At 73.5% G+C, this 16,073-nt stretch carries 2 protein-coding genes; both read right to left on the bottom strand.

Going from position 1 to position 16,073, the window contains the following annotated elements:
• Positions 1-17: 17 nt before the first annotated feature.
• Positions 18-4,754: an amino acid adenylation domain-containing protein gene (locus tag ACFYXE_RS09245; protein WP_389310566.1), complete on the bottom strand. Its 4,737-nt coding sequence runs from the start codon at positions 4,752-4,754 to the stop codon at positions 18-20.
• Complete coding sequence (locus ACFYXE_RS09240) at positions 4,751-15,904, bottom strand: amino acid adenylation domain-containing protein (RefSeq protein ID WP_389310564.1); 11,154 nt, start codon at positions 15,902-15,904, stop codon at positions 4,751-4,753. Before ACFYXE_RS09240 ends, ACFYXE_RS09245 begins: the two co-directional genes overlap by 4 nt.
• Between the last annotated feature and the right edge of the window lie 169 nt (positions 15,905-16,073).

Here is a 16,073-nt window from a genome sequence, read left to right as displayed (position 1 = left end):
GACGGGCGGAACGCGTCTCAGGCCGAGCCGTCGCCGTCGAACCTGCCGACCCTGCCGACCTCATCGACGTCGTCGATGTCATTGATGTCGCCGACGTCGTCGGTGCCTTCGGTGTATTCGGTGTCGTCATGGGTGTCGTCGAACTCGTCGATCTCGTCCTGTGCGAGGTCGAGGAGCGGGAAGTCGGACGGCGTGTGGCCGCCCGAGGCGGGCGCGTCGGTGTGGGCGGCCAGGCCGCCCAGCATCTCCACCCAGGTCAGGCCGAGCCGCTCGGCGTCGGCGTCCGCCACCAGGTGCCCGGGCCAGCTCAGGGTGAGCGTCAGTTCGGGACCGTGCGGGGTGTCGTGGACCATCGCGCCCGCGTCCAGGAGCCGTTGCAGCGGCGTGTCCGGGTCGGACGACCCGCCGATGGCGGAACCGCCGGTCAACTCCCATGCCCCGGCGGGGCCTTCGTCACCACGGGATGCGAAGCGTCCCATGTAGTTGAAGCCGATCTCGGGGGCCGGCCGTGCACGCAGGACCGGGCCGGTCTCGGGGTTGAGGTGGCGCAGCAGGTCGTGGCCGAGACCGTCACCGGGAATCGCCCGCGCCTGTTCCTTGACGCCCTTCACCAGCGCTCCCGCGGCGGCCCCGCCCGCGAGGGCCTGTGCCAGGTCGATGCCGGTCGTGTGCACACGTACCGGATGGGTGCCGGCGAACCAGCCGACCGTCCGTGACAGGTCGGCCTCGCCGATCGGCTCGCGGCCGTGCCCCTCGACGTCCACCAGGAAGCCCGATGCGCCGGAAGCCGTCTCCGGCCGCCAGTGCGCGACCGCGCCCGTCAGAGCGGCCAGCAGGATGTCGTCGACGCCGCAGTGGAAGGCGCTCGGGGTGCGGTCGAGCAGCGTCGCGACCTGGGCCGGCGGCACCGACCAGGTCCGGTGCCGCAAGGTGCCGACCGTGTCGAGGTACGAATCCAACGGCCGCCGCGCCAGGGGCGTTTGACCCTGGTCGAGGAGGGCCAGCCAGTCGTCGAGCTCCGCGACCCGGCTCTCGTCCACCGCCTGCGCGGCCAGGATCTCCGCCCACCGGCGGAACGATGTCCCGACAGGCTCCAGCTTCGGCACCCGCCCCTCGGCCACCGCCTCACAGGCCGCCCTCAGATCCGGGACGAGCACCCGCCAGGACACCCCGTCCACCACCAAGTGATGTGCTACGAGGACGAGTTGACCGAGCCGTGCGGGCCCCGCGTCCACCCACACCGCACGTATCATCACGCCCGCCACCGGGTCCAGCCGCCCGGCCGCCTCCCGCGCGGCCCCCACCGCGATCCCGTCCAACTCCTCGAACCCGGCACCCGTGGCATCGACACGCGACACCAGCGAAGCCACGTCGACCGAGCCCCGCTCGCCCACGATCAGCTTCGCCGCACCCGGCACGCTCCGCGCCCGCACCATGTCGTGCGTGTCCAGGAGGGCGGCGAGGCCCGCCGCGAGGACATCGAGGCCCAGCCCGGCCGGGGCGCGCACGATCGCCCACTGCGCGAATCCCGGCCGTGCGGCCCGCTCGCCCAGCGCCCGCATGGGCGGCGTCCAGGGCACCTCTCCCACGCCGATGTCGGCGGCCGTGTCCGCCGAGTCGGGCACCTGCGCCGCAACCGCCAACCGTTCCGGGGTCTTCTCCTCGAACACCTGGCGGGGCGAGAGGACCAGCCCCGCGCGCCGCGCCCGCGAAGCCAGCTGCATCGAGCTGATCGAGTCCCCACCCAGCTCGAAAAAGCCGTCCTCCACCCCGACCCGCTCAAGCCCCAACACCTCCGCGAACAGAGCACACAACACCCGCTCCCGCTCCGAACACGGCCCACGACCCGACACCCGCCCCCCGAAATCAGGAGCCGGAAGCGCCGACCGATCCACCTTCCCGTTCACCGTCAACGGCAACCCGTCCAACACCACCACCACAGCCGGCACCATGAACTCCGGCAACCGACCCCCCACAAACACCCGCACCTCATCACCCGACACACCCCGACCCTCACCACCCCCACACGCCCCCTCCGCGACCACATAACCGACCAAACGCTTCTCACCGGGCCGGTCCTCGCGGGCGATCACGGCGGCCTGCCGGACCCCGGGGTGGGCCGCCAGGACGGCTTCGACCTCGCCGGGCTCCACACGGAATCCGCGCACCTTCACCTGCTCGTCCGCACGCCCGACGAAGGACAGCTGCCCGTCGGCCGTCCAGCGGGCCAGGTCCCCGGTCCGGTACATGCGCCCGCCACCGTCACCCGCGAACGGGCACGCCACGAAGCGTTCCGCCGTCAAGCCGGGCCGCCCGACGTAACCGCGGGCCACACCAGGACCCGCGACGTACAACTCCCCCGTGATGCCGACCGGCACCGGCCGCAGGAAGCCGTCCAGGACGTACGTCCGTACGTTGCCCAGCGGGCGGCCGATCGGCGGTGGCCCGTCACCGGTGCCGGGGGCCACGGGTCCCGCGGTGGCCATGACGGTGGCCTCGGTGGGCCCGTACGTGTTCCACACGCTCGCGTGCGTGGTCCAACGGCGCGCCAGTTCCGCGGTCAGCAGCTCGGCGCCGAGGACCCAGTTCCGGATGCCGGGGACGGTCGAGGGGTCGAGCACCGCCAGCAGGGACGGCACGACGCTCGCCGTGCTCACGCCGGTCGTCCCGATCATCTTCGCGAGGGCCGACGGCTCGGCGCGCTCCTCGGCGGAGGCGATCACCAGGGTCCCGCCACCGGACAGCGTCACCGCCACATCCAGCACCGCCGCGTCGAAACTGAACGACGCGAACTGCAGCACCGACACACCCTCGGCAACCCCCAGCACCGGCCCCATCGCCGCCACCAGATTCGCCACACCGTCATGCGCCACGGCCACGCCCTTCGGCCGCCCCGACGAACCCGACGTATAGATCACATAGGCGAGTTGATCCGGACGCACCGAAACCCGAAGCGGCGCATCCGACTCCCCCGACAGGGCCCGCGCCGTCCGGGAGTCGTCCAGCCGCAGCTCGATGGCCGCACCCGAGGACAGCTCCGACAGCGTGTCGCCGAGGCCCACAACCACCTGCGCACCACTGTCCGCCACCATGAACGACAACCGCTCCGACGGATACTCCGGATCCAGCGGAACGAACCCACCACCCGCCCTCCACACCGCGAGCTCAGCCACGACCATGTCGACGCCGCGCGGCAGGCACAGGGCCACCCGCGACTCCGGCCCCACACCGAGCCCGGCCAAGTGCCGCGCCAGACGATTCGCACGGGATTCCAACTCCCCGTACGAAAGCACCCCTTCACCACAGCGCACCGCCACGGCCTCGGCACTCCGCTGCGCGTGCGCGGCGATCAGATCCGGGACCAGACCCGGAGAACGGGGCACGTCAGTGGCGTTCCACTCCTCCACGACCAGGCGGCGTTCCGGCGCGTCGGTGACGTCGATCCGGCCCACCGGGGCCGACGGATCGGCGGCGATCCGGCGCAGCACGCGGAGCAGGCGCCGGCCCATGGCGGCGGCGTCCTCGCGGGCGACCAGGTCGGGGCGGGAGGTGACGCGCACGTGCAGCCGGTCGGTGGCGAGGACGCCGAGGGTGACCGGGTAGTTGGTCGCCTGGTGGCCCGCCGTGGCGGCAAAGACGGGTTGGCCGGGCGATGCCGGTGCGCCTGCGGCGGCGGGGTAGTTCTCGAAGACCACGAGTGTGTCGAAGACCGCTCCGGGGCCGGCGATCTTCTGGATCTCGGCGAGGCCCAGATGCTGGTGGGGCATGAGCCCGGCCTGGCGTTCCTGCAGCGCGGCGAGCAGGTCGGCCACCGGCAGGGCGGGGTCCGGGCGGACGCGGACCGGGAGCGTGTTGATGAGGAGCCCGATCATCGACTCGGCGCCGGGGAGATCGGCGGGGCGGCCCGCGACGGTCGCGCCGAACACGACGTCCGTGCGTCCGGCGAGGCGGGCGAGGACCAGCGCCCAGGCGCCCTGGACCAGGGTGTTCATCGTGAGTCCGTGGGCGCGGCCCACTTCGGTGAGCGCCCGGGTGTCCTCCTCCGAGAGGCACAGCGAGGTCTCCTCCGGCAGGACGAGGGCGCCGCTCGGGTCCGCGGGAGCCACCAGTGTCGGTTCGTCGGCCCCGGCGAGGTCGGCCTGCCAGGCGGCCCGCGCGGCCTCCTTGTCCTGGCGGCCGAGCCACGCCAGGTACTCGCCGTAGGAGGCCGCGCGCTGGAGCCCGGACGGGTCCCCGGACGCCGCGTACACCCGGGAGAGTTCGTCGAGGAGGACCGGCATCGACCAGCCGTCCATGAGGAGGTGGTGGGAGGTCACGACGAGGCGGTGGCGGGTCGCGCCGAGGCGTATGAGCAGGAGTCGCAGCAGGGGCGGCACGGTGAGGTCGAGGCGTTGGGCGCGCTCCTGGGCGGCGAGCTTCTCCACCTGGTCGCTCAGGTCGGGTTCGGGGAGGCCGGAGAGGTCGGCCTCGCGCCAGGGGAGGGTGACGTTGCGGGTGATGAGCTGGACCGCTTCGCCGGTCTTCCTGCGGTGGAAGCTGGCGCGCAGGGCGGCGTGCCGGCCGAGGAGGGCCTGCCACGAGAGGCGCAGCCGGTCCGCGTCCACCGGTCCGGTCGCGTCCAGCATGAACTGGACGGCGTAGACGTCGGGACCCCGGTCGTCGAAGTCCGCGTGGAACAGCAGCCCTTCCTGGAGGGGCGACAGGGGCCACACCTCGGCCAGGGCCGAGCCGTGGGCGGCGGTTGAAGACTTCACCGGGACAGGCCTCCCTCGAGCTTCGCTGCGATCGCTTGGAACTGGTCGACCTCGTCCTGCTCCAGGTCGAGGAGGTGGAAGTCGGACGGCGTGTGGCCGCCCGCCGTGGGGTCGGCGGTGTGGGCGGCGAGCCCGGCGAGCAGGCGCAGCCAGGTCCGGCCGAGCCGTTCCGCGTCGGCCTCGGTCAGGAGCCGTCCGGGCCAGCTGAGCGTGACGGTGAGTTCGGGTCCCCGGGGGGTGTCCCGGACGACGGCGAGGCCCTCCAGGACGTGCGGGGCCGGGGTGTCCGGGCCGTCGGTGCCCCCGGCGCCGGTCTGCTGCCAGGGTGCTGCCGGTCCGTTCGGCGTTCCGGTGGCGAACCGGCCGAGGTAGTTGAAGCCGATCTGTGCGGCCGGTGCGGCCGCGAGGACCGGGGCCGTGTCCGGGTTGAGGCGGCGCAGCAGGCCGTAGCCGAGTCCGTCCCCGGGCACCGCCCTGACCTGCTCCTTGACGGCCTTCACCAACGTACCGGCAGCCCTGCCCCCGGCCATAGCGGCGTCCAGGTCCGCGCCGGTCACCTCCAGCCGCACCGGGTGTGCGCTGGTGAACCAGCCGACGGTCCGGGACAGGTCGGTGCCGTCCAGGGGTTCGCGGCCGTGTCCTTCGATGTCGAGCAGGAGGCCGGTGGCGGTGTCGGGGCGCCAGTGCGCGACGGCGCCGGCCAGCGTGGCGAGGAGCACCTCGTGCACCCCGCAGTGGAAGACGGCGGGGGTGCCGGTCACGAGCGTCTCGACCTGCTCGTGCGGCACGGACCACGAGCGGCGGCGCAGGGTGCGTGCGGTGTCGATGGCGGGGTCGGGGGCCCACCGTGCGAGGGGGCGGCGTTCCTCGCCCAACAGTTGGAGCCAGTGCGGGAGTTCGGCGGTGCGCCGGTCGTCGGCCGCCTGCGCGACCAGCAGCTCCGACCAGCGGCGGAAGGACGTGCCCACAGGCTCCAGGACGGCCGGCGTGCGGCCCTCGGCGGCCGCCTCGCACGCGGCGCGCAGGTCCGGCACGAGGACGCGCCAGGACACGCCGTCGACCACCAGGTGGTGGGCGACCAGGACCAGCCGTCCCGTACGGGCGGGCCCGGCGTCGAGCCACACCGCGCGGATCATCGTCCCGGCGGCCGGGTCCAGCAGCCGTGCGGCGTCGTGGGCCGCCCGGTCGGCGAGTTCGTCCATGGCGTCGTGCGCGGTGGCGTCGACGCGGGAGAGCAGGGTGGTCGCGTCGACGGTGCCGCGTTCGCCGACGAGCAGCCGCTGTTCGCCGGGCATCGTGCGGGCGCGCAGCATGTCGTGCGTGTCCAGGACGGCGGCCAGGCCCGCGGCGAGGGCGTCGAGGCCGAGCCCCGGCGGGGCGCCCAGCGTCGTCCACTGGGTGAATCCGGGGCCCGCGATCCGCTCGCCGAAGGCCCGCATGACCGGGGTCCAGGGCACCTCGCCGACGCCGTCGTCGTCCGTCGTGCTCCCGGGGTCCGCGGGCTCCGCGACCTCCGCGAGACGCTCGGGGGTCTTCTCCTCGAAGACCTGCCGGGGTGTCACGAGGAGACCGGCGCGGCGGGCCCGCGACACCAGCTGCATCGAGCTGATGGAGTCGCCGCCCAGCTCGAAGAAGCTGTCCTCGGCGCCGACCCGCTCCAGTCCCAGCATGTCGGCGAACAGAGCGCACAGGATCTCCTCGGCGGGTGTGCGCGGGGCACGGCTCGTGGCGCGGCCGCCGAAGTCGGGTGCGGGCAGGGCGGAGCGGTCGACCTTGCCGTTGGCGGTACGCGGCAGCGCGTCGAGGACCAGCACGGCGGTCGGCACCATGTACTCCGGCAGGAGTCCGGCGGCGTACTCACGCACGGTCCTGCCGTCCAGTGTCCCGTCGGCGGCGACGTAGCCGATCAGGCGGCGCTCGCCGGGGCGGTCCTCCCTGGTCGTCACGGCGGCCTGGCGGACGCCGGGGCAGGCGGCGAGGGCCGCCTCGATCTCGCCGGGTTCGACGCGGTGGCCGCGGATCTTGATCTGGTCGTCGGCGCGGCCCGCGAAGACGAGCTCGCCGTCGTGGGTCCAGCGCACGACGTCGCCGGTCCGGTACATCCGCTGCCCGGGGGTGAACGGGTCCACGACGAAGGGGTTGGCGACGAAGCGCTGCGCGGAGAGGCCCGGGCGCCCCAGGTATCCGCGGGCGAGCCCGTCCCCGGCGACGTACAGCTCCCCCGGCACGCCCACCGGCACCGGCCGCAGGGCCGCGTCCAGCACGTACGCCCGGGTGTTGGCGACCGGGCGGCCGATCGGCGGCGGGGCGTCGTCGTCCCGGATCAGGCCGGCCGTGGAGATGACCGTCGACTCGGTGACGCCGTACTGGTTGTACATGGCCCGGCCCTTCGACCAGCGTCGGCGGACCTCGGCGGGCATGGCCTCGCCGCCCGTGATCAGCAGGCGCAGCTCGGGCAGTTCGTCGGCGGGCATCTGCGCGAGGAAGCTGGGCGGGATCGCGGCGTGGGTGATGCGCCGGGTGCGGACGAGGCGGACCAGTTCGTCGCCGGAGATGTCGAGCCGGGTCGGGGCGAGCACGAGGCACGCGCCGGCGCAGAGGGCGGGCCAGATGTCCGCGAGGGACACGTCGAAGCCGGGGGAGACGAGTTGCAGGACGCGGCTGTCGGAGTCGACGGCGTAGCGGCGCATGTTCTCCGCGACGAGGTTGCGCAGGCCGTGGTGCGAGACGGTGACGCCTTTGGGGGTGCCGGTGGAGCCGGACGTGTAGATCACATACGCCGCATGATCCGCCCGCAACGGCGCCAACCGATCACCATCCCCCACCGGTCCCGACCCACACCTCCCCACCAACCCAACCGTCTCCGCATCATCGACCACCACCACCCGTCCCCCGAACCACCCCGGCACCACCCCGAAAAACTCCTCCACACACACCACCACCGACACACCCGCATCCCCCAACACAAACCCCACCCGCTCCACCGGCAGACCCACATCCACCGGAACAAACACACCCCCCGCCAACGACACCGCCAACAACGCCACCACCAACACCCCAGACCGCTCCCCCACCACCCCCACCCGCACCTCAGGACCCACCCCCACACCCACCAAAAACCGAGCCAACCGAGCCGCCTCCACCCCCAACTCCCCATACGACAAACCCCCACCACCCCACACCAACGCCAACCCACCCGACCCACGCCCCACCACCCCACCGAACAAATCGGGGACCAGGGCGTCCGGTACGGGTGCCGTCGTGTCGTTCCAGTGCTCGACGACGCGGGCCCGTTCGGCGGGCGAGAGGACGTCGATGTCGGCGAGGCGGATGCAGGGGTCGGCCGCCACCTGTTCGAGTACGCGGGTCAGGCGCTCGGCGAGAGAGCGGGCCGTGGGGTGGTCGAAGAGGTCGGTCGCGTAGAGGATCTCGCCGTCGAGTCCGGCCGGGGCGCCGCGTTCGTCGCGGCGCTCGACGACGGAGACCGCCAGGTCGAAGCGGGCGGAGAGCTCGGGCGGCAGGGGCGCGGGGGTGACGTCGACGCCGGGGAGTTCCCAGGTGACCTCGGGGACGTTCTGGAGGGCGAGCATCACCTGGAACAGCGGGTTGCGGGCGAGCGAGCGGGTCGGGTTCAGCTCTTCGACCAGGCGCTCGAACGGGACGTCCTGGTGGGCGTAGGCCGCGAGGTCGGTCGCCCGTACGCGCTCGAGGAGTTCCGCGAACGTCGGGTCGCCGCTGACGTCCGTGCGCAGGACGAGGGTGTTGACGAAGAACCCGGCCAGGTCCTCCAGGGCGGCCTCGCCGCGGCCGGCCGCCGGGGTGCCCACGGCGATGTCCTCTCCCGCCCCGAGGCGGGAGAGGAGCAGGGCGACGGCGGCGTGGACGACCATGAACATGGTGGCGCGGCCCTGCCCGGCGAGTTCCACGAGCCGCGCGTGGGTCTCGGCGTCGGCGGCGACCGGCACCAGGCGTCCCCGGAACGACGGCACGGCGGGCCGTGCCCGGTCCACGGGCAGGGTCAGCTCCTGCGGAAGGTCCGCCAACGCAGCACGCCAGTAGGCGAGTTGTCCGCTGAGCACGCTCGCCGGATCGTCCAGCTCACCGAGCATCTCCCGCTGCCAGAGCGCGTAGTCCGCGTACTGCACCGCCAGCGCGTCCCACCCCGGCCCGCGCCCCTCGCACCGCGCCGCGTACGCCACCTCCAGATCCCGTGCCAGTACGCCCATCGACCAGCCGTCCACCGCCACGTGATGCGCCACCACCGACAACACGCACTCGCCCGGAGCGATCACAACCAGGCACACCCGCCACGGCAGCTCCGTGCGCAGGTCGAAGCCGGTCGCCAGGAGGCCGGCGAGGGTCCGGTCCACGTCCCGCTCGTCGGCGCGCACGGTCATCAGCGGCGGACGTCCCGCCGCGCCGTGGCGGATCTGCTGGTGGGGGACTCCGTCGAGGTCGGGAAAGACGGTCCGCAGGCTCTCGTGGCGGTCGGCGACGTCGCCGAGCGCGGCTTCGAGGGCGGCCACGTCCAGGACGCCGGAGATCCGCAGGGCCAGCGGCAGGTTGTACGCGGAGGCGGAGCCCGGGACGGTCTCCTCCAGCCGGTTCAGGAACCACATCCGCTGCTGCGCGAACGAAAGGGGCACCACCTCCGGCCGCGCCCGCGGCCGCAGCACGGGCCCCTCCACGGTCCCGCGCTCCCCCAGGGCCGCGGCGAGGCCGGCCACCGTCGGCGCGCCGAACAGCGTCCCGATCCCCACCTCCACGTCGAGGACCGCCCGCACCCGCGCCACCAGGCGCATCCCCGACAGCGAGTCCCCGCCCAGGTCGAAGAACCCGTCGTCGACGCCGATCCACTCCAGGCCGAGGACCTCGCCGAACAGACCGCACAGGATCTCCTCGGTCTGGGTGCGCGGTTCGCGCCGGGTGGTGCGGGCGGCGAAATCCGGTGCGGGCAGCGCGGCGCGGTCGACCTTGCCGTTCACCGTGAGCGGCAGCGCGTCCAGGACCAGGACGGCCGCCGGGACCATGTACTCCGGCAGGACCCCGGCCGCGTATTCGCGTACCTCGCGGGGGTCCGGGACGCGGCGCTCCGGGGGGTGGGCGGGCGGCTCCTCGCGCGGGTCGTCACCGCGCGGGGGTGCGGCGGCGACGTAGGCGACGAGGCGTTTGTCGCCGGGGCGGTCCTCGCGGGCGACCACCGCCACCTGGCCGACGCAGGGGTGGCGGGCGAGGGTCGCCTCGACCTCGCCCGGCTCCACCCGGAACCCGCGGATCTTCACCTGGTCGTCCGCGCGCCCGGCGAACACGAGCTGTCCGTCGGCCGTCCAGCGGGCCAGGTCCCCGGTCCGGTACATGCGCCCTCCGGCCGGGCCGAAGGGGCAGGCCACGAAGCGTTCCGCCGTCAGGTCGGACCGCCCGACGTACCCGCGCGCGAGGCCGGGGCCCGCGATGTACAGCTCGCCCACGACGCCGGGCGGTGTCGGGTGCAGGAACTCGTCCAGGGCGTGGAGCCGGACGTTCGCGAGCGGGCGGCCGATCGGCGGCGGCCCGTCATCGGGGCCGGGGGCCACGGGTCCCGCGGTGGCCATGACGGTGGCCTCGGTGGGCCCGTACGTGTTCCAGAGGGTCGCCCCGGCGGTCCAGCGGCGGGCGAGGTCGGCGGTCAGGAGCTCGGCGCCGAGGACCCAGTTGCGCACGCCGGGCACCGCGGCGGGGTCGAGGACGCTCAGCAGGGAGGGGACGACGCTGGCGGTGGTGACGCCGGTCGCGCCGATCATCCGTGCGAGCGCGGCGGGCTCGGCGCGCTCCTCGGCGGAGGCGATCACCAGGGTCCCGCCGCCGGACAGTGTCACGGCCACGTCCAGGACCGCCGCGTCGAAACTGAACGACGCGAACTGCAGCACCGACACACCCTCGGCAGCCCCCAGCACCGGCCCCATCGCCGCCACCAGATTCGCCACACCACCATGCGCGACGGCCACGCCCTTCGGCCGCCCCGACGAACCCGACGTATAGATGACGTAAGCGAGTTGGTCCGGTCGTACGCGCACATCCAGGGATGACGCCTGCTGCGCCGCCAGCTCCCGTAGGACATCCGCGTCGTCGAGGAGGATCACGCGCGCCTGCCCCAGGGGCACCGCATCGAGGCTGTCCGCGACGCCCAGCACGACGCTCGCTCCGCTGTCCGCGAGTACGTAGCCGATGCGGTCGGCGGGGTATGCCGGGTCCAGCGGGACGAACGCGCCGCCCGCCTGCCACACCGCGAGCTCGGCCACGACCATGTCGACGCCGCGCGGCAGGCACAGGGCCACCCGCGACTCCGGCCCCACACCGAGCCCGACCAGGTGCCGGGCGAGCCGGTGGGCGCGTCCGGCCAGTTCCTCGTACGACAGGGCCGTGGACCCGCACCGCGCCGCCACGGCGTGCGGTGCACGGTCCGCACTCCGCTCGAAGAGCTCCGGCACCAGGACGTCCGGGACGGGGGTCGCCGGGGCGTCCCACCCGTCGACGGTCCGCGCGCGTTCAGCGGGCGTCAGGACGTCCACCGCGCCGAGCCGGATCCGCGGGTCGGCGGCGACCTGGTCCAGGACGCGGCGCAGCCGGTCGGCCAGCGCGCGGGCGGTGTCGTCGTCGAAGAGGTCCGTCGCGTAGCGGATCTCGCCGTCCAGTCCGGCCGGGTTCCCGTGGGCGTCGCGGCGTTCCGTGAAGGTCACGGCGAGGTCGAAGCGGGCGGCCGGGGCGACCATCGACGCGGAGCGGACGTCCACGTCACGCAGGCGCCACTCCGGTTCGGGGACGTTGTCCAGGGCGAGCATCACCTGGAACAGCGGGTTGCGGGCGACCGAACGCGCCGGATTCACCTCTTCGACCAGGCGCTCCAGGGGGACGTCCTGGTGGGCGTAGGCCGCGAGGTCCGTCGCCCGTACGCGCTCGAGGAGTTCCGCGAACGTCGGGTCGCCGCTGACGTCCGTGCGCAGGACAAGAGTGTTGGCGAAGAACCCGGCCAGGTCCTCCAAGGCCGCCTCGCCCCGGCCCGCGACGGGCGTGCCCAGCGGGATGTCCCGGCCGGCGCCGAGCCGGGAGAGCAGCAGGGCGACGGCGGCGTGGACGACCATGAACATGGTGGCGCGGCCCCGCCCGGCGAGTTCCACCAGCCGCGCGTGGGTGGCGGCGTCGGTGGCCAGGGCCGTCGACCACCCTGCGAACGAGGGCACCGCCCGTCGCGGCCGGTCCACCGGCAGGGTCAGCTCCTGCGGGAGGTCCGCCAAGGTGTCGCGCCAGTGGGCGAGTTGGCCGCTGAGCACGCTCGCCGGATCGTCCAGCTCACCGAGCATCTCCCGCTGCCACAGCGCGTAGTCCGCGTACTGCACCGCCAGCGCGTCCCACCCCGGCGCATGCCCGTCGCACCGCGCCGCGTACGCCACCTCCAGATCCCGTGCCAGTACGCCCATCGACCAGCCGTCCACCGCCACGTGATGCGCCACCACCGACAACACGCACTCGCCCGGAGCGATCACGACCAGGCACACCCGCCACGGCAGCTCCGTGCGCAGGTCGAAGCCTCGCGTGGACTGTTCCGCGAGTGCCGCTTCGAGCTCGTGCTCGGCGCACTCGACCGTCAGCAGGGTCGGCCGGGCCGCTTCGCCCGCCAGGACGTCCTGGCGGGGCACGCCGTTCACCTCGGGCAGGACGGTACGGAGGCTTTCGTGGCGGTCGGACACATCACCGAGCGCCAGCTCGAGGGCGGCCACGTCCAGGACGCCCGAGATCCGCAGGGCGAGGGGCAAGTTGTACGCGGCGGACGCGCCCGGGACGGTGTCCTCCAAGCGGTTCAGGAACCACATCCGCTGCTGCGCGAACGAGAGCGGCACCACCTCGGGTCGCACCCGCGGCCGCAGCACGGGCCCTTCCACGGCCCCGGTGCGCCCGTCGACCAGCCGTGCCAGGCCCGCCACGGTCGGCGCGCCGAACAGTTCGCCGATCCCCACCTCCGCGTCGAGGACCGCCCGCACCCGCGCGACCAGCCGCATCCCCGACAGCGAGTCCCCGCCCAGCTCGAAGAAGGAGACGTCGGCGGGGACCCGCCCGAGCCGCAGCACCTCCGCGAACAAGCCGCAGAGCACGTCCTCGACCGGGCTCGCGGGCCCGCGCCCGGCGCCCTCGAAGTCGGGCGAGGGCAGGCCCGCGCGGTCGAGCTTGCCGTGGGCGGTGAGCGGCAGCGCGTCCAGGACCAGGACGGCCGCAGGGACCATGTAGTCCGGCAGGAGCTCCGCGAGGTGTGCCCGGAGGTCGCGCGGGTCGAGGGCGCCGCGCTGCCGCTGCTCCTCGTCCGGGACGACATACCCGATCAGGCGTTTCTCGCCGGGACCGTCCTGGCGGGCCACCACCACGGCCTGACCGACGCCGGGCTGTCCGGACAGGGCCGCCTCGATCTCACCGGGTTCGACGCGGAAGCCGCGGACCTTGACCTGTTCGTCGGCGCGCCCCACGAACAGCAGCTCACCGTCGGCCGACCAGCGCACCAGGTCACCGGTCCGGTACATGCGTCGCCCGTCCTTGCCGAACGGGCAGGCGACGAACCGTTCGGCCGTCAGGGCATGACGCCCGAGATAGCCGTGCGCAAGGCCCTCCCCCGCGATGTACAGCTCCCCCACCACACCGGCCGGGACGGGCTGCAACGCCGCGTCCAGGACGTACGCCTGACGGTTGGCCAGGGGGCGGCCGATGGGCAGGACCTGGGTGACCTCGTCCTGCGGTCGCAGCAGGTGGGCGGTCGCGCAGAGGGTGATTTCCGTGGGCCCGTAGAGATGGCGTACCGCCACATCCGGGCACGCCTCACGGACGCGGGCCACAGCACCCGCGGGCACCACGTCCCCACCCGTCAACACCTCACGCAAACCCGCGAAACACTCCGGCGACTCCTCCGCAAGCACCCGGAACATCCCCGCCGTCACATGCAACGACGACACCCCGTCCGCCACCGCCACACCCACAGCACGCGCATCCACCACGCCCACAGGCGCCACCACCACACGCCCACCCACCACCAACGGCACCCACACCTCGAACAACGACACATCAAACGCATGCGGCGCATGCATCAACACCGCATCCCCACACCCCACCGACCAACCACCACCGCCCACCAGACCCGCCACAGCCCCATGCGGGACCGCCACCCCCTTCGGCACCCCCGACGACCCCGACGTGTACATCACATACGCCAGATCACCCCCACTGACCGACACGGCGGGCCCGTCGGCGCGGGAGACGGCGACGGCCGCCCGGACCTCGGGGTCGTCGAACACGACAGGAACCGGCCCGGAGGCCTCGGGGATCAGGTGCCGGTACGCCTCGGTGCACACCACCGCGGCCGGCTCCGCGTCGTCGAGCAGGAACGCCACGCGCTCCGCCGGATACTCCACATCCACCGGCACGAACGCCGCCCCCGCACGCCACACCCCCAACAACACCACCACCAGATCCACCGACCGCTCCATCACCACCGCGACCCGATCACCCCGCCCCACCCCCGCACCCACCAAAAACGACGCCAACCGACCCGCCGCCGCATCCAACTCCCCATACGACAAAGACCGCTCGGCATCGACGACCGCCACCGCGTCGTACGACCAGGGGAGATGGCGGGCCAGGAGTTTCGGCACCGAGTCGGCCGGGTTCGCGGAGTCCACCGGCCCCATCGGGGCTGCCGGGCCGAGCTGTCCCATGGGGGCCGTCGCGTCGGTCGCCCCGGAGCCGGTGCCGTCGAGGACCGGGACACGGCCGATCTGCCGGGACGGTTCGGCGGTGAGCCGTTCCAGGAAGCGCAGGAAGGCGCGGTGACTCCCGCGCAGCCACGCGGTGTCGTACAGCGCGGAGTTGGCCTCGAAGGTGACCTCCATCCGCCCGTCGGGTCCCGCGCCGCCGACGAGGACGCCGAACTCCTCGACGCGACGGCTCGACAGGTCGTGGACGACGGAGTGGTGCCCGGCGAAGGAGAGGGTCTCCCCGGCCATCGGCAGGACGTTGACGTACGGGCCGAAGTGCCAGCGGTCACCGGTCGGCCAGCCGAGTTCACGGCGCAGCCGCTCGCCGCGGAACGCCTGGTGGTCGAGGAGGGCGTCGATCTCCCGGCCCGCCGCCCGTGCCAGGTCCAGGAGGCTGGTGGCGGGGTGCACGGGGAGGCGCAGCGGCAGGATGTTGGCCGTCGTGCACGGGGTGCGGCGGGCCTGATCGCCGGTGCGGGCGGCGACCGGGAGGCTGAGGACCGCCTCGTCCGCTCCGCTCATCCGGCCGACGAAGGCGGCGACCGCGGCGACGACGAGCCGGGGCCAGCTCACCTCGGCGCGGGTGGCGGCCGTGCGGAGCGCCGTGACGGTGTCGGGGGTCAGGTGGCCGGTCTCGCGCAGCACTTCGCCGGGTCCCGCGGGTGCGGCGCCGGGTGTGCGGTGGCCGGGGATGCCGGTCAGGTCGGGGCGGTCGGCGAAGTGCTCGTGCCAGTAGCGGCGGTCGGCCTCGTGGCGGGGGGACGCCCGGTAGGCCTCCTCCTGGTCCTTCAGGTCCGCCAGGGCGGCGTGGCCGGCGGGGGCGAAGGGCCGTCCGGCGAGGAGCGCGGTGTAGACGTCGGCGGCGCGGCGGGCGAGCAGGGAGCAGCCGAGGGCGTCCATGAGGAGGTGGTCGTAGCGCTGGTACCAGATGTGGTGATCGGGCGTCAGGCGGACGAGGGCGTGGGCGAGGAGGTGACGCGCGTGGGCGGGGATCTCCTGGTCGAGCTCGGCCCGCATCCACGCCTCCGCGGTCGCCCTGGGGTCGGCCTCCGCGGTGAGGTCGAGGAAGGTGAAGGGCGGTGCGGCATGCTCCGCGCGGTGTTCCTCGTCGCCGCCTTCCGGAGTGGCGGCGGGGGTCGCCCCGGGGAACGTCATGCGGGTTCCGCCTGCGCCGTCGTCCTCGAATCGCGCGCGCAGGATTTCCGTCTCGTCCGTCATCTGTCGCAGGGTGCGGCCGAATGCGTCCCGGTCGACGGGTCCGTATATCTCGACGTACTGCCCGACGCTGTACAACCGGCGCGAGCCCGCCACGCGTTGCGCCAGCCAGATTCCCTCCTGGGCGTCCAGAAGGGGCAGGGTGCGAGCAGCGTTGCCGTTCATGTATTTCCCCCTGGCCGAGCAATTCCCCTCGGCTGCTGCGTCTGTTGTCCGGGCCATGTGATCGTCGGGGACAGGTGGCTGTCCACGTCGTACGAGCCGTCCAACCGCGCACTTTCCGCACTTGGACACGGAGACGGCATGCGCTCAGGCATTCCGTACGGGCGTGCGC

Origin of the sequence: Streptomyces sp. NPDC002564 (assembly GCF_042889645.1) — a bacterium.
Lineage (GTDB): Bacteria > Actinomycetota > Actinomycetes > Streptomycetales > Streptomycetaceae > Streptomyces.
This window is presented reverse-complemented; position numbering and strand designations above follow the sequence as displayed.

What these genes read in the sequence shown, in the direction of transcription:
- ACFYXE_RS09240 (WP_389310564.1), bottom strand. Translation starts at nt 15,904, where the DNA reads ATGAACGGCAACGCTGCTCGCACCCTGCCCCTTCTGGACGCCCAGGAG.